20 protein-coding genes and 1 riboswitch are annotated in these 22,454 nt (G+C 64.1%); of the genes, 12 read left to right on the forward strand and 8 right to left on the reverse strand.

Translation table 11 applies throughout. The features are described 5' to 3' along the window. Nucleotides 1-70: 70 nt before the first annotated feature. Nucleotides 71-916 carry a GAP family protein gene (locus QMG25_RS04345; RefSeq protein WP_283457568.1) on the reverse strand — a complete coding sequence of 282 codons (846 nt, stop codon included), beginning with the start codon at nucleotides 914-916 and terminating at the stop codon, nucleotides 71-73. 126 nt (nucleotides 917-1,042) lie between these two features. Between QMG25_RS04345 and QMG25_RS04350 the strand changes: the two genes are divergently transcribed. The 3 genes from QMG25_RS04350 to QMG25_RS04360 all read left to right on the forward strand — a co-directional run bounded on the left by QMG25_RS04350 (nucleotide 1,043) and on the right by QMG25_RS04360 (nucleotide 4,446). Next, nucleotides 1,043-2,530 (forward strand): sensor histidine kinase, encoded by a 1,488-nt coding sequence (locus tag QMG25_RS04350; protein WP_283457570.1) that lies wholly within the window; start codon nucleotides 1,043-1,045, stop codon nucleotides 2,528-2,530. Next, complete coding sequence (locus tag QMG25_RS04355; RefSeq protein WP_283457572.1) at nucleotides 2,527-3,237, forward strand: response regulator; 711 nt, start codon at nucleotides 2,527-2,529, stop codon at nucleotides 3,235-3,237. Before QMG25_RS04350 ends, QMG25_RS04355 begins: the two co-directional genes overlap by 4 nt. Nucleotides 3,238-3,417: 180 nt before the next feature. Further along, entirely contained in the window at nucleotides 3,418-4,446 is a 1,029-nt protein-coding gene (locus QMG25_RS04360) for a M12 family metallopeptidase (protein ID WP_283457574.1), read from the forward strand. A gap of 97 nt (nucleotides 4,447-4,543) precedes the next feature. Here QMG25_RS04360 and QMG25_RS04365 read toward each other — a convergent pair whose 3' ends face one another. Together QMG25_RS04365 and glyA are read right to left on the reverse strand one after the other, a co-directional pair. Further along, nucleotides 4,544-5,425, reverse strand: coding sequence for a bifunctional methylenetetrahydrofolate dehydrogenase/methenyltetrahydrofolate cyclohydrolase (locus QMG25_RS04365; RefSeq protein WP_502866345.1), 882 nt, complete (start codon nucleotides 5,423-5,425; stop codon nucleotides 4,544-4,546). A 2-nt stretch (nucleotides 5,426-5,427) separates the two neighbouring features. Beyond that, a complete protein-coding gene (gene glyA / locus QMG25_RS04370) occupies nucleotides 5,428-6,714 on the reverse strand; it encodes a serine hydroxymethyltransferase (protein ID WP_283457580.1) in 1,287 nt (428 codons plus the stop codon). A 176-nt stretch (nucleotides 6,715-6,890) separates the two neighbouring features. Beyond that, nucleotides 6,891-6,979, reverse strand: a riboswitch (ZMP/ZTP riboswitch). A gap of 40 nt (nucleotides 6,980-7,019) precedes the next feature. Between glyA and purU the strand changes: the two genes are divergently transcribed. The 7 genes from purU to QMG25_RS04405 all read left to right on the forward strand — a co-directional run bounded on the left by purU (nucleotide 7,020) and on the right by QMG25_RS04405 (nucleotide 14,455). Continuing rightward, a complete protein-coding gene (purU, locus tag QMG25_RS04375) occupies nucleotides 7,020-7,904 on the forward strand; it encodes a formyltetrahydrofolate deformylase (protein WP_502866346.1) in 885 nt (294 codons plus the stop codon). A 126-nt stretch (nucleotides 7,905-8,030) separates the two neighbouring features. After that, nucleotides 8,031-9,044 carry an aldo/keto reductase gene (locus tag QMG25_RS04380; protein ID WP_283457583.1) on the forward strand — a complete coding sequence of 338 codons (1,014 nt, stop codon included), beginning with the start codon at nucleotides 8,031-8,033 and terminating at the stop codon, nucleotides 9,042-9,044. Nucleotides 9,045-9,138: 94 nt separating this feature from the next. Next, nucleotides 9,139-9,657, forward strand: coding sequence for a gamma carbonic anhydrase family protein (locus tag QMG25_RS04385; RefSeq protein ID WP_283457585.1), 519 nt, complete (start codon nucleotides 9,139-9,141; stop codon nucleotides 9,655-9,657). Nucleotides 9,658-9,921: 264 nt separating this feature from the next. Next, complete coding sequence (locus QMG25_RS04390; RefSeq protein ID WP_283457587.1) at nucleotides 9,922-11,115, forward strand: ROK family transcriptional regulator; 1,194 nt, start codon at nucleotides 9,922-9,924, stop codon at nucleotides 11,113-11,115. Between the two features lie 160 nt (nucleotides 11,116-11,275). Then, entirely contained in the window at nucleotides 11,276-12,565 is a 1,290-nt protein-coding gene (locus QMG25_RS04395) for an ABC transporter substrate-binding protein (protein WP_283457589.1), read from the forward strand. A gap of 91 nt (nucleotides 12,566-12,656) precedes the next feature. Further along, on the forward strand, nucleotides 12,657-13,562 hold the full coding sequence (locus tag QMG25_RS04400; RefSeq protein WP_283457591.1) for a carbohydrate ABC transporter permease: 906 nt from the start codon (nucleotides 12,657-12,659) through the stop codon (nucleotides 13,560-13,562). Continuing rightward, nucleotides 13,562-14,455 (forward strand): carbohydrate ABC transporter permease, encoded by an 894-nt coding sequence (locus tag QMG25_RS04405; protein ID WP_502866347.1) that lies wholly within the window; start codon nucleotides 13,562-13,564, stop codon nucleotides 14,453-14,455. Before QMG25_RS04400 ends, QMG25_RS04405 begins: the two co-directional genes overlap by 1 nt. A 248-nt stretch (nucleotides 14,456-14,703) precedes the next feature. Here QMG25_RS04405 and QMG25_RS04410 read toward each other — a convergent pair whose 3' ends face one another. Continuing rightward, nucleotides 14,704-15,393 (reverse strand): DNA alkylation repair protein, encoded by a 690-nt coding sequence (locus QMG25_RS04410; RefSeq protein WP_283457595.1) that lies wholly within the window; start codon nucleotides 15,391-15,393, stop codon nucleotides 14,704-14,706. Between the two features lie 112 nt (nucleotides 15,394-15,505). Here QMG25_RS04410 and QMG25_RS04415 point away from each other — a divergent pair, with 112 nt between their 5' ends. Together QMG25_RS04415 and QMG25_RS04420 are read left to right on the forward strand one after the other, a co-directional pair. Next, nucleotides 15,506-16,603, forward strand: a complete 1,098-nt coding sequence (locus QMG25_RS04415) for a Gfo/Idh/MocA family protein (RefSeq protein WP_502866348.1) — start codon at nucleotides 15,506-15,508, stop codon at nucleotides 16,601-16,603. 432 nt (nucleotides 16,604-17,035) lie between these two features. After that, entirely contained in the window at nucleotides 17,036-17,614 is a 579-nt protein-coding gene (locus QMG25_RS04420; RefSeq protein WP_502866351.1) for an IS1634 family transposase, read from the forward strand. Nucleotides 17,615-17,720: 106 nt separating this feature from the next. Here QMG25_RS04420 and QMG25_RS04425 read toward each other — a convergent pair whose 3' ends face one another. From QMG25_RS04425 to uxaC, 4 genes are read right to left on the reverse strand one after another with little or no spacing between them, the layout of a single operon-like run. Beyond that, the gene (locus tag QMG25_RS04425) at nucleotides 17,721-18,287 is read right to left on the reverse strand and encodes a gluconokinase (protein ID WP_283457599.1); all 567 of its coding nucleotides are present in this window, start codon (nucleotides 18,285-18,287) and stop codon (nucleotides 17,721-17,723) included. Beyond that, nucleotides 18,284-19,513: a D-mannonate dehydratase ManD gene (gene manD / locus QMG25_RS04430; protein WP_283457601.1), complete on the reverse strand. Its 1,230-nt coding sequence runs from the start codon at nucleotides 19,511-19,513 to the stop codon at nucleotides 18,284-18,286. Before manD ends, QMG25_RS04425 begins: the two co-directional genes overlap by 4 nt. After that, entirely contained in the window at nucleotides 19,510-21,009 is a 1,500-nt protein-coding gene (locus QMG25_RS04435) for a mannitol dehydrogenase family protein (protein WP_283457603.1), read from the reverse strand. Before QMG25_RS04435 ends, manD begins: the two co-directional genes overlap by 4 nt. Beyond that, complete coding sequence (uxaC, locus tag QMG25_RS04440) at nucleotides 21,006-22,415, reverse strand: glucuronate isomerase (protein ID WP_283457605.1); 1,410 nt, start codon at nucleotides 22,413-22,415, stop codon at nucleotides 21,006-21,008. Before uxaC ends, QMG25_RS04435 begins: the two co-directional genes overlap by 4 nt. Nucleotides 22,416-22,454: the final 39 nt, after the last annotated feature.

Genomic DNA, 22,454 nt, shown 5'->3' on the forward strand with positions numbered 1-22,454 from the left:
AAATCCCGGGGCACCCCGGGACCTGCTTCCACCAAAGGCGAACGAGCCGGGGCTGGACGCCCGCCCTGCCCTACTTGGAGGGGTTCCAGGGAGCCATCGGTGCCAGCAGCGAAAGCCCCGAACGCAACAGCAGGAACCCGAGAATTCCCACCACCCACGGCAACGTCCCCGCCGAGAATTTGCCCACCTTGGCGCCGAGGCGTTGCAGGACGGCATCCAGTCTCTCGCCAAGGACCAGGCGCAGGACCAGCAGCACCAGTGCGGGAATGAGCATGACCAGGCAATAGACGCACAGGACAAGCAGCTGGGCCGAAACCGGCAACGTCGAACTTGTCAGAAAGCCAATCGCCGCCAAATAGGGCAGCATGGTGGGAAGCTCCAGCAACCCCGCCAGCAGCGCCAGCACCACAATGCCGCCGGGACTGCGCAGTGCCGTCCCCAGGCGCGCCTGCCACCGTTGCTCGCCGGGAGCCGGTGCAGGGGCAGTAGCAGCGGCAGGGGCCGTGGCACGGGCAGTATCAGGGGCAGGGGCGTCGGGGTGGCCGGAGGTGGACCCGGCCCCTGCTGCAGGAGCGGCTGCGACAGCCGCTTGCTTTGAGCGCTTCTTCCCCAAATCGGCGAGCAACGCGTACGCCAGCATGGCGCCACCACCAATGGCCATGCCCCATTGGATGGCAGGGATGCGTGTCAATGAGCCGGCCCCCAAACCACCAAGGGCCCAGCCCGCGCCGCTGAGCACAGCCGCTCCCAACAATAGGTAGAAGCCTGCCAAAACGCCCAGGAACAGCAGAATTCGCGGAGCCAACCGCTTCGCATCCGGGCGCATCAGCAGCCACAGCGGGATCAGCAGGGTCCCAATGCTTGTGCTGTCGATGAGCGCCAGGACCGTCAATTGAACGTAAATTACGATTGTCATGAACCCAGCTTGGCCATTCTGCCGGTTTTCGGCGTCGGCCATCCGGGCCATGGAGGGCTCATCCCTTAGTTGCAGATCAGGGGCACCGGCTTGCCTGCGGGCAACACCGCAGCGGAAGATGGGCCAATGGACGAACTCACGGCTCCGGCCGCAGCGACGCCGGCGTTCGGCCGCCTTCGCCGGGGATACCTGCAACTTTCAGTGCGCCGCATGGTGAACATCAAAGTGGAGGACATGGCCCTGGCCGGCGGCTATTTCGCCGCCTTCTGGTTGCTTGACGCTGTCAATCTCTCCGCCACCGGCGATCTGCGGGTGCCCGCCCTCGCCTCGGCCTGGGCCGCGCTTGCCTTGCTGGGCTGTGCCGGGGTCCTGCTCCGACGCGTCTTTCCCACGGCCATGGCCTGGATGTGTGGCCTTGCCGTCATTGGATTGGCGCTGGCTGGTCATGCCGGTGCGTTCGTGCTTGCCTTTGAGTTCTTCTTTTCACTTGTCCTCTTCGCAACACCCCGGGCATCCCAACTGTCGGCCCGCGCCGCCTGGATCTTGACAGTTGTGCTGGTGCTGGCTGCCTTTATCGTTTCCCAAAGCGCGTCCACCACCATCGCAGCGGCCCTCATTGCCGTTGTCACGCTGCTGACCCCCGTGGAGTGGGCCGGGAACCTGCGCAAGGCCAACCTCCTGGCCGACAGCGAGTCTGCCCGGGCGGATGCGCTCCAGGACGCGGCCGAGCAGCGCCTGCTCGCGGAACGCAGTGCCCACGACCTCGCCCTGGAACGCGAACGCCAGCACATGGCCCGCGAACTTCACGACGTCGTCTCCGCCCGGCTCTCCGCCATCGCCCTGCAGTCAGGCGCTGCCCTGCAGTCAGGCGCTGCCCTGCACATGTCTGCCAACCCGTCTTCAACTCTCACCGGCCCTGTTCCCCCCGGCACAATTTCCTCCGGTGCTGCGCTGCTGCACCAGATCCGGGACGAGAGTGTCGCCGGTTTGGAGGAACTCAACAGCATGATCCGGCTCCTCCACACCGGTGTTCTGGCGGAAGCGGGCGGGCAACTCAGTGACCTGCACGGATTACTCAGGCAGTACCGCAATACCGGAATGGAGCTGCGGTACTCAAATTCCTTGGACGACGCCGGGGAGTCCTTGAAGCTGCCGCTCCAGGCTGCCGTTTACCGCGTCGCTGCCGAAGCAGTGGCCAATGCTGCCAAGCACGCCCCCGGCCAGGCGGTGGACGTAGTGCTTGCTGCCGAATCCGTCTCCTGCGCCGGTCCCGGAGCACCGGAGATTTCCCCAAGCGTTGTCCTGGCCGTGTCCAATCCCCTCCCGCACACTGGACAAAAAACGTCCGCGGTCCCTGCTCCAGGCCAGGATTCCACGCAGCTCATGCCGCCAAGCAGTACCGGCACAGGCATTCCTAGCATGCATTTTCGTGCCGCCCATGCTGGCGGAACCCTCACGGCCCAGCCCGTTGCCGGCCTGTGGAAGGTGGTGCTCCGGTTGCCCATCCCTGCCCCGCAGGCAGCCACACCGCTCGCAGAAACACCGCTCGCAGACACACCGACGCAGCCTGCAGGCACCCCTGCCATCAACAGCCACGAAGAAGGTCAAGCATGAGCGTTTCCCCCGACCCCGTGACCCACGGCTTCGAGCCCAATGCGGCCAATGAGTCCATCAAACGTCGCATCACTGTCCTGTTGGTCGATGACCACGCTGCCATCAGGCTTGGCATGCGCATGGTCGTGGACACGGCCGAAGACATGGAAGTGGTGGGCGAAGCCGCTGACGGTGCCAGCGCCGTCGGCATGGCGCGGGCACTGGAGCCGGACGTTGTCCTCATGGATCTGAGAATGCCCGTGCTGGACGGTGTGGAGGCAACGAAAGTCATCTGCGCCGAAGGACTCTCGAAAGTGCTGGTGCTGACCACCTTCGACCACGATTCCTACTTGTTCGGGGCTCTGCGTGCCGGAGCGGTCGGGTTCCTGCTCAAAAGTGCCCAACCGGCAGCGATCACCGATGCGATCTGCAGTGTGGACGCCGGCCGGCAGGTCATCTCCCCGGAGGTCACGGCCCGGATCGTCGCCGCAGCCCTCACCCCCGGACACGAGACGGACCGGCATCCCAGGTCGGAGCTGGAGACCTTGACCATGCGGGAACGGGAGGTTTTTGAGGCGTTGGGGGACGGTCTGAGCAACTATTCCATCGGCAGGCAGCTGGGCATTTCGGAGGCCACGGTCAAGACGCACGTCTCGCGAGTACTGGCGAAACTGGGCTTGGAGTCGCGCGTGCAGGCGGCACTCTTTCAACACCGCCGGCAAAACTAGCACTGGCGCAGAGCTGTGGCAGCCGCGTGAAAAGTCCGCTGGGGTGTTTGTCGGTGCACGGGGGTAGCCTGAGGAGACAGCTTGCACACAACGTGTTGCACGCAGGTGTTGCTTTCATCCCGTGGATCGCACGGCCGCCGTTCTTCGCCAGCCGTGCCTCAGTGGTCAAGGAGGACCATCATGGAATTCTTGGACAACCGCCCTGTTTGCAAGGCCGAACCGCGCCCGCCACGGCATTTCCCCACGGGCATCCCTGATCAGCGGGCCCGGCTGGTGCGCCAAATGGATGCCCAATGGGTCAACGGAACTGTGCTGCGATACTGGTTCTTCGAGGGCCCCGAACCGCAAAAGCAGGCGGTCAGGGATGCCTTCTCGCACTGGAAGTCGTTGGGTCTGGGGCTGGACTTCGTGGAAGCGACCGCCCGGAGCGAAGCCGAGGTCAGGATCGCCTTTGACCAGTCGGACGGCGCCTGGTCCTACATTGGCCGCGATGTGTTGGGGATTGCCAGCACCAATCCCACCATGAACTTTGGCTGGGACCTCACTGACGACTACGGCCGCTCCACCGCCCTGCATGAGATCGGGCACACGCTGGGCATGCCGCACGAACACCAAAACCCCTTCGCCGGGATTGAGTGGGACGAGCCAAAGGTGTACAGCTACTTTGCCGGCTCCCCCAACAACTGGTCCCGGCAACAGACTTTCCACAACGTGCTGCAAAAGCTCAGCCCGCAAGAGGTCGAGGGGTCTGATTGGGACCCGGATTCGGTCATGGAGTACAGGTTCCCGGCCGGACTCATCAAGGAGCCGGCACGGTACCGGCAAGGACTGACCCCTCCAGGCGGGCTCTCCGACGACGACAAGGAATGGGCCGTCCGGTTCTATCCTGCACTGACCACGGCAGAACGGTTCCTGACGGCGTTCTGTTCGGTTCCGCTCTCGCTAAAGCCCGGCGAGCAGGCGAACTTCACCGTTGTTCCGGAGGAAACCCGTGAATACCAGCTGTCCACCTTTGGCCTGGCGGACACCGTGCTGGTGCTGTTTGAGGAGGTGGACGGCGAGTTGCGCCATCTGGCGGCCGACGACGACAGCGGGCAAGACCGCAACACCTCCTGCAAGGTGAAACTGTTCAAGGACCGCAGATATGTGGCGCGGCTGCGCTTGTACTGGGCCGGATTGTCCGGGCACACCTCGATCATGTACTGGTAATTTCCTTGCCCCACCATGCAACGGGGCGGCCGACGGCGGAACCAGAGTTCCGCCGTCGGCCACCCCGACGCGGGTGGTGCGTGCTCAAAAGCAGCAGCTAGGCTGCGGCGCGCTCGGAAGCCTCCACCACGTTGGCCAGCAGCATGGCCCGGGTCATGGGGCCCACACCTCCCGGGTTCGGGGAGATCCAGCTGGCCACCTCGGCGGCTGCAGGCTCCACGTCCCCGGTGACAACAGCTTTTCCACTGCCGTTGTCCACGCGGCTGACGCCGACGTCCAGGACAATGGCTCCGGGCAACAAGTCCGCGGCCTTGATCATGTGTGGCACGCCGGCGGCAGCAATCACCACGTCAGCCTGGCGCAGTTCAGCGGCCAGGTCCTTCGTGCCGGTGTGGGCCAGCACCACGGTGGCGTTGATGTCGCGTCGGGTGAGCAGCAGGCCCATGGGCCGGCCGATCGTCACGCCGCGGCCAACCACCAGCACGCGCTTGCCGGCCAGTGAAATTCCGTGGCGCTCCAACAACACGATGCAACCCTTGGGTGTGCACGGCAACGGGGACGTCATGGGGCGGTTCACATTGGCCACCAGGCGGCCCAGGTTCATCGGGTGCAGTCCGTCGGCATCCTTGTCCGGGTCGATGGCTTCAAGCACCACGTCCTGGTCAATGTGTCCCGGCAGGGGAAGCTGGACGATGTAGCCCGTGCAGGAGGGATCCTCGTTGAGCTGGCGGACGGCGGCCAGGACTTCATCCTGGGTGGCCGACTCCGGCAGGTCGATGCGGATGGACTTGATGCCGACCTCGGCACAGTCCTTGTGCTTTCCGCCCACGTACCACTGGGAGCCCGGATCCGAGCCGACCAGGATGGTGCCCAGGCCCGGCGTGACACCGCGGGCAGCGAGGGCTGCCACGCGTACGGTCAGTTCGGCTTTGATGGCAGCGGCGGTGGCCTTGCCATCAAGGATTTGAGCTGTGGACATTTTTACCATTCTTCCTGGCCGGGGTAGAGCGGGAAGTTGGCGGTCAGGGCCTTGACACGAGCGCTTAGTGCGTCCACGTCGGCGCCACCCTTCAGCGTCGCGGCGATGATTTCGGCAACTTCGGTGAACTCCGGGGCACCAAAGCCGCGGGTTGCCAGTGCCGGGGTGCCGATGCGCAGGCCGGAGGTGACCATCGGGGGGCGCGGGTCGAACGGGACGGCGTTGCGGTTGACGGTGATGCCAACGCTGTGCAGAAGGTCTTCGGCCTGCTGTCCGTCCAGCTTGGAGTTGCGCAGGTCAACGAGGACCAGGTGCACATCGGTGCCGCCGGTCAGCACTGACACGCCTGCTTCGGCAACATCAGGAGCGTTCAAACGCTCGGCAAGGATCTTCGCACCTTCCAACACGCGCTGCTGGCGTTCCTTGAATTCTTCGCCTGCAGCAACCTTGAAGGCCACGGCCTTCGCAGCGATGACGTGCATGAGCGGGCCGCCCTGCTGTCCCGGGAACACTGCGGAGTTGAGCTTCTTGGCCCATTCCTTCTTGGCCAGGATGACTCCCGAGCGCGGACCGGAAAGGGTCTTGTGAACCGTGGAAGTGACGACGTCGGAGTACGGCACCGGGGACGGGTGCAGACCTGCTGCAACCAAGCCCGCGAAGTGCGCCATATCCGTCCAGAGCAGTGCTCCCACTTCGTCGGCGATGGAACGGAACGCTGCGAAGTCCAGCTGGCGCGGGTAAGCGGACCAGCCGGCGATGATGACCTGGGGCTTCTCGGCGATGGCCTGAGCGCGCAGCTTGTCCATGTCGATGCGGAACGTATCGGGCTCAACTTCGTAGGCAGCGACCTCGTACAGCTTGCCGGAAAAGTTCAGCTTCATCCCGTGGGTCAGGTGGCCACCATGGGCCAAGGACAGGCCCATGATCTTATCGCCGGGCTTGATCATGGCTGCGAGCGCTGCGGCGTTGGCCTGTGCGCCGGAGTGCGGCTGGACGTTGGCGTATTCGGCGTCGAAGAGGTCCTTGACGCGCTCGATGGCCAGGTTCTCGGCCACGTCCACGTATTCGCAACCACCGTAGTAGCGGCGGCCCGGGTAGCCTTCGGCATACTTGTTGGTCAGCACCGAGCCCTGGGCTTCCAGGACGGCGCGAGGGGCGAAGTTCTCCGAGGCGATCATTTCCAGCGTGTCGCGCTGGCGGCCAAGCTCATCCTTCAGGACGGCGGCGATTTCCGGGTCAAGCTCCGAGAGCGGGGCGTTGGTCACGGACGAGGTGGTGGTAAAAGACACTACAGACTCCTGGGTGGCGGCACGAAAAAAACTCTTCTTGAAAAGATTATCGCCAATCCGTTTATGGCCGCATTCGAAGGGGACCACGCCTGCAACGTTCCTCGGGTTTTGGGTCCGTGGAATGGGTATGACGGCGGAACTCCTGCACGGCCAATGCGCGCATTGGCTTTACGTGACCTCGCGTCCCAGGCGTACGATCGTGAAGGTCTTCGCTCGTGCTGCTCCCCGGTGGTGTCCCACCTCATCGCCAGTCGCAACTCCTCCAGTGTAGTACAGGGCCCCAATTGGGCGGTAACCTTGAAAGGGTGAATGAGCTGAGTTCCCCTGCCGTGTCCGATCCGGCCGTTTCGCACGGATACGTGCTGACACTTTCCTGCGCCGACCGCCCCGGCATAGTCCACGCCGTCTCGGCGGCGCTGCTTGAGTCCGGCTGCAACATCACCGACTCCCAGCAGTACGGCAATCCCGACACCGGCACGTTTTTCATGCGGGTCGCCGTGGAAACCACGACGTCGTTCAGCCTCCTCCGCGAGCACGTTGACGCAATCGCGGGAGACTTCGAATTCAACTGGGCGCTGCACCATGCCGGGGCGCCGGTGCGCACCTTGATCATGGCTTCCAAGGCAGCCCACTGCCTGAACGACATTTTGTTTCAGCAGCGCTCAGGCACCCTGCCGGTGGACATCCCGGCGATCGTCTCCAACCACCGCGATCTTGAGCCCTTGGCCGATTTTTACGGCATCCCTTTCCACTACATCCCCGTCACAGCCGACACCAAGGCCGAGGCCGAGGGGCAACTTTTGGAGCTGGTGGCAGAGCTCGACGTCGAGCTCGTTGTCCTGGCCCGCTACATGCAGGTCCTCTCCGACGACCTGTGCAACCACTTGGCCGGCAAGGCCATCAACATCCACCATTCCTTCCTTCCCTCCTTCAAGGGCGCCAAGCCGTATCACCAGGCCCATGCCCGCGGGGTGAAGATCATCGGTGCCACGGCCCACTACGTGACGGCGGCACTGGATGAAGGTCCCATCATTGAGCAGGAAGTGATCCGCGTGGACCACGGGCACTCGGTGGAGAAGTTCGTCTCCATGGGCCGCGCCGTCGAGGCGCGCACGCTGGCCCAGGCCGTGCAATGGCATGCCGAACACCGCGTCCTGCTCGACGGACACAGAACAGTCGTCTTCGACTAAGCCCCACGTCCTCCCCACATCTGTGCTGCACTTGTTGGACCGATTTCACCCATTTCCGTGGTTTTTCGTCCAACAAGTGCAGCACAGATCCCCATGGGGCGGGCTGGCTGTGGATAGGCTGGGGGCATGAGAGAGCACACCCTTGGGAAAACCGGCCGCACCGTCTCCGCCGTCGGGCTTGGAACATGGCAGCTTGGCGCCGACTGGGGCGAGGTAAGGGAAGCTGATGCCCTTGCCGTGCTGGGCGCAGCAGCCGACTCCGGGGTGACGTTCTTCGACACCGCCGATGTCTACGGCGACGGCCGCAGCGAACAGGCCATCGGCAAGTTCCTGGGCGGCAGGGGCCCCGACCATGGCATCACCGTGGCAACCAAGATGGGCCGGCGGCTGGACCAACTCCCGGAGAATTACGTCATGGAGAACTTCCGCGCCTGGACCGACCGCTCGCGGAAGAACCTGGGCGTCGACACGCTGGACCTGCTCCAGCTGCACTGCCCGCCCACCGCCGTCGTCACAACCGACGAGGTGTATGACGCCCTTGACACGCTCGTGGCCGAAGGCGCCATCGCCAGCTACGGCCTGAGCGTTGAAACCTGCAGCCAGGCACTCGCCGCCATCGCCCGTCCCAACGTTGCCACCGTGCAAATCATCCTGAACGCGTTCCGCCTCAAGCCCCTGGACGAGGTGCTCCCCGCAGCACTGAAGGCCGGGGTCGGCATCATTGCCCGCGTCCCCCTGGCCAGCGGACTGCTCGCCGGCAAGTACACGGCCGGCACCAGCTTTGCCGGCAGCGACCACCGCAACTTCAACCGCGACGGCAGCCACTTTGACGTTGGTGAAACGTTTTCCGGCGTGGATTATGCGTCCGGGCTGCAAGCAGCTGCCGCGTTTGCAGAGCTCGCGGCTTCCATCGGCACCACCGAGGTGGGCACAACGCCTCCCACCACCGCCCAGGCCGCCGTCGCTTGGGTTTCCCAGCTCGAAGGCGTGTCGACGGTGATCCCCGGCGCTCGTTCCGCCAAGCAGGCCCAGGCCAATGCCCGGGCAGGTTCGCTGCCCGAGCTTGGAGACAGCTTCACCGACGGTGTCCGCAATATTTATGATGCGCAGTTCAGGGCAACCATCCACCCCCGCTGGTAGCCCGCCCTGAAGTTGTGCAACATCCTTCCCATCCGCTTGTTCCGTCCATCGGCTCCATCCACCCCGTCCGGCCCATCCCATGATTGGATCCGCAATGAAGCAATTGATCGCCCTTGACGGCAACACCCCCTCGGTCCACGAAAGCGCGTTTGTGGCACACACTGCGCTCCTGATCGGACAGGCCTCGATGGGCGCCGACTCCAGCGCCTTTTATGGTGTCGTGGTCCGCGCCGACACCAACCGCATTTCGGTGGGCGAGGGCACCAATCTTCAGGACAATGTGGTGCTTCACGCCGATCCCGGGTTCCCCACCCGAGTGGGCAATGGCGTCAGCGTGGGCCATGGCGCCATCATCCACGGCTGCACGGTGGAAGACGACTGCCTGATTGGGATGAGCGCCACCATCATGAACGGGGCCGTCATTGGGGCAGGCTCCCTCGTTGCGGGCGGAGCCGTGGTCCTGGAGGGTGCGAATATCCCGCCCGGCTCGCTGGTTGCCGGAGTTCCCGCCAAGGTGCGCCGCGAGCTGGACGCAGGGGAATTGGAGCATGTCCGGGAGAACGCCAAGAACTATGTTGTCCTGGCCAAGAAGCACAAGCAGCTCCAGTCCTAGCCCAACCCGCGACCGCAGCGGCGCGCGATGCGCAGTCCTGGCACTGGCACTGGCACTGGCCCAATAAATTCACTAATTCCAACAGATTCAGAACAACGCCTGCGGTTTTACAGCTTCAAAGCCGCACGAATGACAGGACAAAGCGCAGTGCCGCGGAAGTCTTCGCCGACTACGTGCCTCTTACGTTAAGGCGCGAGACTACCCATTGAGGGTTTTTGCGTTCACATCTTGACTGCAATAAAAAAGTGATGCACGCTACTACCTATGAATAAACGCCCCGGCCAGCCTGCCAGCCAGAGGCCCCGGCCAGGGTCGCAATCAGCACTGCGCCACCACAACGAACAACTCGTCATAGCCATGCTGCTCGAGCAACGCACGCTGTCCCAAGCAGAACTTGCCCGGGCCACCGGCCTGTCCACGGCCACCATTTCCAACATCGTCAAGGCACTGTGCGCCCGCGGCATGGCCACCACACGTCCCACCACAAGTTCCGGTCGACGCGCCGTGGCCGTTTCGCTGCTGGACTCCCCCGACGTTGCCGTGGGCATTGACTTTGGCCGCAGCCACGTGCGCTTGGTGCTGGCCAGTCCCGGCAACAAGCTGAAAGCCGAGCGTTTTGCGCCGCTTCCCGTGGGCCATCTGGCCGCGGACAGCATCGCGAGCGCCGCCGTCCTGCTGGAAGAAGCATTGGCAGAATCGGGGATATCCCGCAGTCGCGTGATCGGTGCGGGTGTAGGCATTCCAGGACCCATCGACCACAAAACGGGCACTGTCATTCGTGGCGCCATCCTGCCCGAATGGGTGGGCGTCAACATTGTTTCCCAACTCGAGCACGCGTTGGCGATGCCAGTCCTTGTCGACAACGACGCCAATCTGGGCGCACTGGCGCAAATCACGTGGGGCGATCACCGTTCAGCCAAGGACCTGGTGTTCCTGAAGATCGGCAGTGGCATCGGCGCCGGCTTGATCCTCAATGGCGCCCCCTACTACGGCCACACGGGAATCACGGGGGAAATCGGCCACTCGACCATCTATGACCAAGGCCTGGTGTGCCGCTGCGGAAACCGGGGCTGCCTTGAAACCGTGGCCTCAACCGCCGTCATGATTGACCTTCTGAGTCGCGGCGAACCCACACCCCTCACAGTTCCCGGCATCATCGACCGCGCCAATTCGGGCGACGCGGCCACTCTGCGCGTCATTGACGATGCCGGCATGGCTGTCGGAAAGGCGGTGGCCAATGTCGCCAATATGATCAACCCGGAAATTATTGTGGTGGGCGGACCCCTTGCCGCGTTGGGCGAAGTGTTGCTGGCCCCCATACGCCGCGGGCTGGTGCGCCATGCGGTGCCGGCCATTGGCCACGGGACGGCCGTTGTCATGTCATCACTGGGAGATCGGGCCGAGGCCCTCGGCGCACTCTCGCTGGCCCTGGGCCAAAACCCGGACTGGCAGCGTTAGCACGGCCCGGCCCCGCAGCAATTGCATCTCGATACGCCGTTACCATTCCGTTGCGTTAAATAGTTGACTGCAACTAGTGATGCAGGTAACTTTTGTTAGGTGCGAGTTTCCATCTGCACGCAGATCATCATTTTCGAACAATAATTCACGGAGGATATACATGCGACGTCGTCTATCGTTGCTTGCCGGAGTTGCAGCGCTGGGTCTGACCCTGGCGGGTTGCGGCGGCGGCGGCGACACCGCCAGCGAAAACTCAAATGCCAAGGATGCCACCGGAGACGTCGGCGTCTTCACCTGGTGGGCCGACGGCTCCGAAAAGGCCGGCCTGGATGCCCTGGTAAAAGTCTTCGGCACTGACTACCCGAACGTCAGCTTTGACAACCTTGCCGTGGCCGGTGGCGCAGGCTCGCAGGCCAAGAGTGTTTTGGCTGCCCAGCTCAAGGCCGGCAACCCGCCGGATTCCTTCCAGGCCCACGCAGGTGCCGAGTTGCAGGACTACATCGACGCCGACCAGCTCGAGGATCTCAGCAGCTTCTACAAGGACAACGACCTCACGTCGCAGTTCCCCGCGGACCTGATAGACCGCTTGACAGTTGACGGCAAGATCTACTCCGTTCCCTCCAACATCCACCGCGCCAACGTGGTTTGGGCCAACGTTGAGGTTCTGAAGAAGGCCGGCGTGGATCCGAAAAAGCCGGCTGAAGACCTCGATGGCTGGTTTGCCGACATGGACAAGATCAAGGCCTCCGGCGCGATCCCCCTGGCAGTTGCGGGTTCCTGGACCCAGGTCCAGCTGTTCGAAAACATTCTCCTCTCCAGCCTTGGCGCCGACGGCTACAACGGCCTGTGGGATGGCAAAACGGATTGGAAGAGTGCTGAAGTAACGACAGCCATCAAGGCTTACGAGAAGGCCCTCTCCTACACCAACACTGACCGCGACTCACTCAGCGACTGGGCTCCGGCCACGCAGCTGGTCCAGGACGGGGCAGCAGCCTACAACGTCATGGGCGACTGGGCGGAAGCCAAGTTTGCCCAGGACGGCAACAAGCCCGGCGTTGACTACGTCTACTTCCCGACACCGGGAACCGCAGGCGTCTTCGACTTCCTGGCCGACTCCTTCACCTTGCCCAAGGGTGCCCCCAATCCGGGCGGCGCCAAAGCGTGGCTGACGACGATCGGTTCGGCCGAAGGCCAGGCCGCGTTCAACAAGGTCAAGGGTTCCATCCCGGCCAACACCACGGCAAAGACGGACGACTTCTCCGAGTACCAGAAGAGCGCCATCAAGGACTTTAGCCAGGACACGATTGTTTCCTCGCTGGCCCACGGTGCAGCTGTTCCGGTGGCCTGGTTGAACGAGCTGAGCACCGCCGTCAACAAGTTCGGCGGCGACAGCAATATTGAAGAACTGCAGAATTCCGCTGCAGACACTGCGAAGAAGTTCGCCAAGTAATAACCGCTGTCAGGTCGGGGGCGGTCGCAACAATCACGTTGCGCCGCCCCCAACCCATGCGGTCCCGATTTTCTTCGGAAGGAGGCAAACTATGTTAAAACGCGTAAAAACATGGGGCCCCGGCGTATTGCTGCTGGCCCCCACCATCATTCTGGTGGGCGTCTTCGTCTACTGGCTCATCATTGAGAACTTCCGTGTCAGCCTGACCAACCAGCACACGGCCAAGCCCAGCAACAAGTATGTTGGCTTTGAGAACTACACAAACCTTTTGGCAGATCCAAATTTCCAGCACTCGCTGTGGAACCTGCTCATCCTGACCATCGTCTTCCTCGGCGGCACACTGATCTTCGGCTTCCTGTGGGCCTGGATCCTGGAACAGCCAGCCAAGGGCGAAGGCTTCTTCCGCTCGGTGTACCTTTTTCCCATGTCTGTCTCCTTCATCGCCTCCGGCGTTGTCTGGCGCTGGCTGCTCTCCAGCCTGCAAACAACCCAGCCCGGCGGAGAACGCACCACGGGCTTGAACCGCCTGCTCGACAGCGTTGGCCTCGGCGCACTGCAAAACGACTGGTGGTCCAACCCCACGTGGGGCATTGCCGCCATTGCCCTCCCGGCCGTCTGGCAACTTTCCGGCTACGTCATGGCCCTCTTCCTTGCCGGCTTCCGCGGCATCCCCGACGAGCTGCGCGAAGCCGCACGCATCGACGGTTGCACCGAATGGAAGCTGTACCGCCACGTGATCTTCCCGCAGCTGAGCCCGGTCATGCTCTCCGCCATCATTATTATCGGCCACATGTCCCTGAAACTCTTTGACTTGATCCGCGCCATCGTCCCGGATGCCAACACCTATGACGTGCAGGTTCCTGCAACGATGATGTGGGTCAAGTACATTGGCAGCGACTACGCCGATGCCGCCGCCATTGGAACCATTCTGCTGGTGCTCGTGGCCCTGGTCGTCATCCCCTACCTCTGGTACACCTCACGAGCGGAGAAGCGCTAATGTCCACCGCCACAGTGAAAAACAACAGGCGCCTGCGTTCAGCGCAGGACATGGCCTCGGATGCCAAGCGCACCACGAAACGCCGCATCAACCGCACCCTGAAGTATGCGCTGCTGATCTTCTTTGTCATCGTGATCCTGCTGCCCGCCTACGTTTTAGTCATCACCAGTTTCAAGGGAACAGCCGACGCCGACCCCTCACGGGCATGGTACCTTCCCGAAGTGTGGGAAACCGGAGGCTGGGTCAAGGCCTGGACCACCCTGGCCCCGTCCTTGGGACGCACCGTCATGCTCGTGGTGCCCTCGGCGCTGCTCTCGGCCTTCCTGGGCTCCATCAACGGCTACGTGCTCGCCAAGTGGAGGTTCCCCGGAGCCAACATCGTCTTCACCTTGATCCTGTTCGGCATGTTCATCCCCTACCAGGCAGTCATGATCCCGCTGACCCAGCTGGTCAGCAACCTCGGCGTGCCCCAGGGCGTCCCGTCACTGATGCTGTTGCACATTGTCTATGGCCTGCCGATTTGCACGCTGATCTTCCGCAACTACTATGCCTCCGTTCCCGATGAACTCATCGAGGCTTCCCGCATGGACGGCGCCGGAATTCTGCGCACCTACGGCTCGGTGATCTTCCCCCTTTCCGCCCCCGGCTTTGTCGTGGTGCTGATCTGGCAGTTCACCTCCGCCTGGAACGACTACCTCTTTGCCGCCTTCTTCTCCTCCGGCCGCAACGGCCCGGTGACGATCGCGCTGTCGTTCCTGGCCGGCGGCCAACTCACCGACTACGCCGCCTCCATGGCTGGTGCGCTCATCGCTTCCGTTCCCACCCTCATTGTCTACATCTTGTTGGGCAAGTACTTTGTGGGCGGTTTGATGAGCGGTTCCGTCAAGGGCTAACCCCTTGACGGAACCGCCGCCCTGAGGAAGCAGCGCACTGAAGAAGCACAGCTCAAGGCGGCTTCACTGCCCAAGGCCCCGTCCGGCGTCGTCCATCACGACGCCGGACGGGGCCTTTCGCGTCCCACCCGCCTTCCGGCGCCGGAGCCACAGTTGCGTTTCCCGGGCCACTTAGCCACCGCCGGCAACAAAGCGATACAACCCGGCGCCAATGCAGCGGGCAACGGCACTGCGCTGCCACATGCCTTTCATGCGCCCCTCTGCGCGGCACCTTTGCGGCGCACCATCTCGTTGATCCACAGTGGTGCGAAGGGTGAGGTGCAGTTCGGCGGCGTTGGGTAGTCCTTGAGTACCTCCAGGCGCTCACCAATGCCGACTGCGCGACCACGATGCTCCGGGTGCTCGATGCCGATCTGCGCCAACGTGTTGTTCATGGCCCACTGCAGCCGTTCCGGGGCGTCCTTCAGCTGCACTTCAATGGTGTCCAGCAGCTCAGTGAAGTCAAGGCCTGTCGGATTTTTCACCACCCGCTCCGCTGTCAGCGCCCATCCCGCGCTGGCGACCACTGGATCCGGGTCGGTGAACCAGCGCCGGCGCAGTGCCTCGGCATGCGGGCTCTTCTTCACCACATAGTTCACCAACCAGTCATTCACCTCGGGACTCCGCCCCTCCCGCACCATGGCGTCCAGCTGGTCCTGGCCAAAATCCTTCGGCCGGCAGACCAGCAGTGCCAGGAGCCTGGCCGCGGTATCGCCGGTGGACCAGAGTTCACAGGCCAGTTCCTGCTGCGTTTTCAGCCGCTTGGCCACCGCGCGCAACCTGCCCAGGTTCACCCCGTGGTCATCTCCGTGCCGCTCGTTGACAGCCCGGACCTTGGGGTTCTCGAGGGCGGCCAGCTCGGCCAACAGTCCATCCACGGTTTCATTCACTGCAGGCATCCGATGCTCCTGTCCATCTCCAGTGGTCATCTCTTGTGGCCAAAGCCTATCCGCACCCGTGGCGAGCCGTCATGGTCCGCGGGATGGGGATGGTTGCTGGCAGAATTGCGGCATGAGCATCCAACGTTTTGTCGGCCGGCCCGACTGGTACACCACTTTCAACCCCGAAACCCTTGCCACCACCGGCACTGCCCTGCGATGGGGCGTTGTGGCCACCGGAAACATCGCCGCCACCGTCACCGCGGACCTGGCCCTCTTGGAGGATGCCGTGCTGCAGGCCGTCAGTTCCCGCAGGGCCGGGACCGCCGCCGAATTTGCGGAAAGTTTCGGCTTTGCCAGCCACTACTACGACGGCGGACCCGACGGCACGAGTCCTGCCGGCTACCTTCAGTTGATGGCCGACCCCGCCGTGGACGTGGTGTACATTGCCACCCCGCACGCTGCGCACTACGATATCGCCAAGGCCGCCCTTGATGCAGGCAAACACGTCTTGTGTGAGAAGGCGCTGACCATCACCGCCGCCGAAGCCCGCGCCCTGATCGCCCTGGCGCGGGAACGGAAGCTGTTCCTCATGGAGGCCGTCTGGGCCAGGTTCGTGCCGGGCTTCCAGCGGGCGTTGGAGATTCTGGAATCCGGTGAGATCGGCCAGGTGAAGTGGGTGCGCGCCGACCTCGGTTTCCCGGCACCGCAGGATGATTCCGCCCGCATCTGGGCCCCTGCCGACGGCGGCGGCGCACTCCTTGACATCAGCGTGTACCCGCTGTTGTGGGCGTGGGGGACGCTGGGCCGCCCCGACTCGGTCGCCGCCACGGCCGAGTTGACGGCGCTGGGCGTGGACTCCCAAAACACCCTGACGCTCAGCTATGCCAACGGCGCCCAGGCCCAACTGATCAGCTACCTGTCCTCGCATGGGCCGCGGGTTGCCTCGGTGTCTGGCACTGAGGGGTATTTGGAGACGATCGGCTCCGTCAACAACCCCACGGGCCTGCGGATCTGCGCCGGCTGGGACAACGAACGGGTGGAAATGTTCGAGCACCCCGGCAGTGGCTACACCTACCAGCTGCGCGAAGTGACCCGTTGCATCCAAGGGGGGTTGACGGAAAGCGCCACCATGGGGCTGGATGATTCCTTGGCCATCATGGAACTCTTCGACGACGCCCGCCGCCAGATGGGCGTCAGCTACGCCAACGACTCCCGCACCGACCTGTAGCCCACCCGACGCTCCTGCACCTTTCGGGGCTTTTCCCAAGACCCTCCTGCACCTTTCGGGGCCAAACGCGAAACGCTCCTGCAGTGGACTGCAGGAGCGTTTCCGATATCAGTGCAGGACGAAAAATATCCAGCTGTGTGGAGTCACTTGACGCTGAGCGTGGCTGTTTTCGTTTCGGGAAGATTAATGCCGCCATGGTCGGCCGGAGCGGGTGTGGTGGGTCGGCGGCGGAACCTTCCGGGATCTTTGTCGGAGTAGCCCTGGAGCACGTGGTTCCATGTTTTCCAGGCTTCCTTTCAGGGCCTGTCGTGAACCTGCGAGGGTGAGAAGAAGGCAATGCCGGAGTGCTTGTCCTTGGTAGTACACCAGGGCACGTAATCGCCTAGGTGGGCCACAGCCGTCTCGACTTCCTTGCAGACGCGCGGGTAGCTGATCGCCTGCTACAACCCGCCCCCGGCAGCGCTCCGTCAACACAAATGCGAAGAACTGTTGAACGTCACCGAAGAGCGGTTGAAAACCATCCAAAAAACAGTGGCCGCGGGCCGGCTCAAAAACGCCGGGAAAACCGGGGTCAGGGTCGGGAAAACCTTGGGCCAGAACAATATGGCCAAGCACTTCGTCCTCACGATCACCGACACCACCCTGTCTTGGGAAAGGAACCCGGACACCGTTGCCAGGGAAGCGGATCTGGACGGGATCTACGTCATCCGCACCAGCGTTGACGCAGACACCATGGAAGCCCACGAAGCGGTGCGAGTCTACAAGTCGTTGGCGAATGTGGAGAAGATCTTCAAAACACTCAAATCACGGGACCTGTTCATCCGCCCGATCTACCACCACACCGGGACACGTACCCGCTCCCACGTATTCCTCTGTATGCTCGCCGGGCACCTGACCTGGCACCTACGCGCCGCCCTGGCACCACTGACGTTCACCGATGAAGACCGGCCCGTTCCTACCAAGACCTGCTGCGCCGCCTGGGCACCAGAACCAGAACCAGGAACACCATGAAAATGGCCGGCACCACCGGCACTTTCGGGCTCCTCGCCACCCCCAGACGCAAAAACAGGAAAACCCCCGCAAACCCGGGGATCTTCCTGTCTCAACTAACGTAACTTCAGGCTTGGCCGGTCGGAGCCTCCGAGCCCAACCAAGTCACCGCATCGGTGGCCAGCTGCTGTGGGCTACTGGCGATGTCGAAGACGCGTCCGGCCTCATCGACACCCAGCTCCTCGAGGGTGACCAGCTGCGAATTGAGCAGGCTGGCGGGCATGAAATGTCCGGGTCTGACCTGCATGCGCTCGCGCAGCAGTTCCGCCGTCCCGTGCAGGTGCACGAACCGGGCATCCGGTGCTACATTGCGGATCAGGTCGCGGTACGAACGCTTGAGCGCCGAACATCCGATGACCAGGGTCCGCCCCGCCGCTGCCGCCTCCCCGAGCGAGACGCCAATTTCGCGCAGCCACGGCTTCCGGTCGTCGTCGTCCAGCGGGATCCCGGCACTCATCTTCTCAATATTGGTCGCGGGGTGCAGGGCATCGCCATCGACGAAGCTTCCGTCGAGTTCGACGGCGAGCAGACCGCCGACGGTCGTCTTCCCGCAGCCTGAGACCCCCATGACGACCACGCGTTCCCCGGGCGTCGTCCTACGTGTTTCCAGTGGTTCGCCCCGCACTGCGCTCACCAGTCGTGGACCGTTCCGTCGATGAGGCGGTTGTAAGGCAGGTAGGCCTGTTGGTAGGGGAACTTTGCGGCGGCCTCGACGTCGAATTCGACGCCGATGCCTGGAGCGTCGCCAGGGTGCAGGTACCCGTCGGTGAAGGTCATGGACTGGCGGAAGACCTCGTTGGTGGCGTCGGAGTGCTGCATGTACTCCTGGATTCCGTAGTTGTGGATGGCCAGGCCCACGTGAAGCTGTGCGGCAAATCCGATCGGTGAAATGTCCGTGGGGCCATGAAAGCCGGATTTGATTTGGTACTGGGCGGCAAAGTCCATGACCTTTTTCAGCGGGGATATTCCCCCGAAGTGTGTGGAAGCTGCACGGACGTAGTCAATGAGTTGCTCCTTGATCAGGGTCTGGAAATCAAAGACCGTGTTGAAGATCTCGCCGATGGCCAGCGGCGTGGTGGTGTGCTGGCGAATCAGCCGCAGGCCCTCCTGATTTTCTGCCGGCGTGCAGTCTTCGAGCCAGAACAGGTCGTACGGTTCCAACGCCTTGCCCAGCTTGGCGGCCTGAATGGGTGTCATGCGGTGGTGGCCGTCATGCAACAACGGGATTTCCGGGCCAAACTCATTGCGCACCGCTTCAAAGACGGTGGGCAGGTGGCGCAGGTAGGCTCGCGTGTCCCAGTCCTCCTCCTGCGGGTAAGTTCCGCGCCCGGCTGGCTCGTAGTCGTAGCGTTCCCCCGATGCTTGCGCTTGGGCGGCAACACCATATACGGCCTTGATGCCGGGAATGGCGGTCTGGATCCGAATGGACTTATAGCCCAGTTCCAAGTGCTCGCGGACCGAATCAAACAGCTGCGGGATGTCAGCGCCGGAGGCGTGCCCATAGGCGCGCAGCCCGTTGCGGGATGCACCGCCGAGCAGCTGGTAGACGGGAAGGTTCGCGACCTTGCCCTTGATGTCCCACAGGGCCATGTCCACCGCGGCGATGGCCGCCATGGTGATCGGCCCACGGCGCCAGTAGGAGGAGCGGTAGAGGAACTGCCACGTGTCCTCGATGCGGTGCGGGTCCTTGCCGATGAGCAGCTGGACGACGTGGTCCTTCAGGTAGCTGGCGACGGCGAGCTCACGGCCGTTGACCGTGGCGTCGCCGATGCCGACGAAGCCCTCGTCGGTCTCCACGCGCAGGGTGACGAAGTTCCGCGAGGGGCTGGTCACGAAGACCTCGGCTTTGGTGATCTTCATGGGGTGTTTCCTTTCGGACTGACGCTGCGGTGCGCCGGGTTGGATGGTGGGTCGATTAAAGTGCCACGGAGGCGGTCGATGCCGGACACCGCATCGGGGTCCTCGGCCAGGGTGGCATCGACGACCGCGAGCAGCGCCCGGGTCTGTTCGGTGCCCGTGGCTTCGGCGGCCGTGGCGATCAGTCCGGCGGCGGGATCGTGGACGTCCTGGCCGGTGGAGAGTCGGGCGACGCTCAGGTCCATCCACGCGGCCAGCGGGCGCAGGGCGGCAGCCCCGTCTCGGCCAGCGCCGCACTCAGCCCGGTAGACGGGGACCGCGCGGGCGGCCAACTTCAGCGAGCCGTCCCGGCCGATCTGGGCCAGGTGGTGGGCGATGCGCGGGTTGGCGAATCGTTCCCGCAGGGCGGCGCGGTAGGCGGGGATGTCGAGGTGGGGATCCAGCAGGTGGTGGGCCGCTGCATTCCAGAACTCCTCGACCCAGTCCGATACCCGCCGGTCGGCGAGCGCATCGGCGATCGTGGCGTGACCGCGCAGCGCCCCGGCGTAGGCCATCAATGAGTGGGCCCCGTTGAGCAGCCAGAGCTTGCGTCGTTCATAGGGTTCGAGGTCATCGACGAACAGGGCTCCTGCTTGTTCCCAAGCGGGCCGGCCGGCCGGGAAGTCTCCGGCGAGGACCCAGGAGGCGAAGGGTTCGGCGACCACCGGAGCCACGTCGTCGTACCCGGTTGCCTCCGCCACGCCGGCACGGTCGGCGTCGGTCGTTTGCGGGGTGATCCGGTCGATAGAGCTGTCCACGAACGAGACGTTGGCTTCGATCCAGGCAGCCAGCAGCGGGTCGACCTGTTCCGCCATGCCCAGCAGGGATGCGCGGGCGGCGGCACCGTTGGCGGGCAGGTTGTCACAGGAGACGACGGCGATCGGCCAGCCGTCCGCCGCTCGACGGGCCGCCAGGCCCACCAGCAGGCGCCCGGCGGTGGTCCGCACGACGTGTCCGTCCAGCCCCTGGGCGCCGAGGGTGAAGGTCATCCCCTCCTGGTGAGCCCGCAAGGCGGCGATATCCGCGGCGACCAGCTCGTCTGCGGTGTCCAGGTGGGCCGGCGTTCCTCCGGGGCCCGCGGCCAGGCGGTATCCCGCCTCGGTCACGGTCAGGGTTACGATGGCGATGTCGGGCTGGGCCAGCAGCGTGGACAGGGCCTGCAGGTCGGCCCCGTCGTGCGCCTCCACCTCGCTAGTGATGATCGCATGGCGGTCGCCGTCGGCGGCGCGTTCGACGAGCGTGTAGAGCCCGTCCTGCTCGTTCAACTGCCGGGCGGCGTCGGGGCTGCGCCCGGTGAAGGCGGCAATGCCCCAGCCGTCGCCGGCGCGCTCGGTGTACCAAGCCTGGTGGGCACGGTGGAAAGCCCCGAGCCCTAGGTGGACGATGCGCACCCGGGGCCGGGCTCCGGTCTCGTACGTGGAGGCGTTCAGCGGTCGTTTCACGGTCCGGGCGGCGCTCACAGCTTGAACGCCCGTCGGGGTGAACCGTCGACCAGGTCGACGATGACTTCCGCCGCCCGTTCCTCGGTGAGCCTGTGTTCGGCGACCAGTCGGGCAAGGAAGGACGCTTCCGTCCGGCGGGAGGCATCATGGCGGGCGGGGATGGAGCAGAAGGCCCGGGTGTCATCGATGAACCCCGAGAAGCGGGTGAATCCGGTGGTTTCGGTCACGGCGGACCGGAAGCGCAGCATGGCGTCCGGGGCGTCGAGGAACCACCAAGGGGCGCCGACGAACACCGACGGATAGAATCCGGCCAGCGGTGCGATCTCCCGGGAGAACACGGTCTCGTCGATGGTGAACGGGATGAAGTGGAATCCCGAGGCGGTGCCGAAGTCCGTCAGCAGCGGCTGCAGTCCGGTGGAGAAGTCCACGGCAAAGGGGATGTCGTGGCCCGTATCGGGGCCGAACCGTGCCAGCGTGCCCGGATGGGTGTTGCGGTGGACACCGGCATGCATGGTCATGACCAGCCCGTCCTCCACGGCCATGGCTGCCTGCTGGTACATCATATGTGCCTCGAAGGCGAGCCCCTCGGCGAAGGTCGCCGCCCCGGCCAGCCCCTTTTCGAACAATGCGGCGGCTTCGTCGCGGCTGAGTTTGAGGGTGTCGGCGTTATGTGTGCCGTGATCCGAGGAGACCGCACCGTGCTCGACGAAGTAGCTGCGCCGGGTGGCCATCGCTGCCAGGTAGCCGTCATAGCCGGCGGCCCCTCCCCCGGCCGCCTGGATCAGGCGGTCCGCGTTGGAAGCGAAGCCGGCGACCCAGAACTTCGTATAGGCGTCGGGCCGGAAGGTTGGCAGCACGCGCGGGGCGAAGGAGGCATCGGCGGCCAACACGTCGTGGGCGGACAGATCGGCCAAGGGGTCGTCGGTGGTGGCCAGGACCTCGATTCCGAACTTGTTCATCAGGGCTCGGGGACGGAAGCGCGGGTCGTCGATCCGCTGCTGCAGCGCGTGAAAGGTCGCGTCCGCAGTTTCCTCACGGATATCCAGGTCGTCGAGGCCGAAGACCTCGACGAATTCCTGCCGGAGCCAGTACCCCGAAGCGGTTCCGTCGAACAAACGCCAGTTCCGGCAGAAGGTGCGCCAGGCCTCCTGCGGGCTGGCACCGGTGCTGCCGCCGACCCGCAGCTGGTCCAGGGGCACGCCGGATGCGTGCAGGAGCCGGGTGACGTAGTGGTCCGGGCTGATCAACAGGGCCGTCGGATCGGGGAAGGGCTCGTCGTCGGCGATGACAGCGGCGTCCACGTGCCCGTGCGGGGAGATGATGGGCAGGGTTTCCACGGCGGCGTGGAGGCGGCGGGCGATGTCTCGTACGCCCGGATCAGCCGGGAGTAGCCGATCAGGATGGTTGGCGATGGAAGAAGGCATGAGTCCATCGTGTAAGCCCGCACCACCAATGGCAACAAG

It is taken from the genome of Arthrobacter sp. H35-D1 (assembly GCF_030063185.1).
Classification (GTDB): domain Bacteria; phylum Actinomycetota; class Actinomycetes; order Actinomycetales; family Micrococcaceae; genus Specibacter.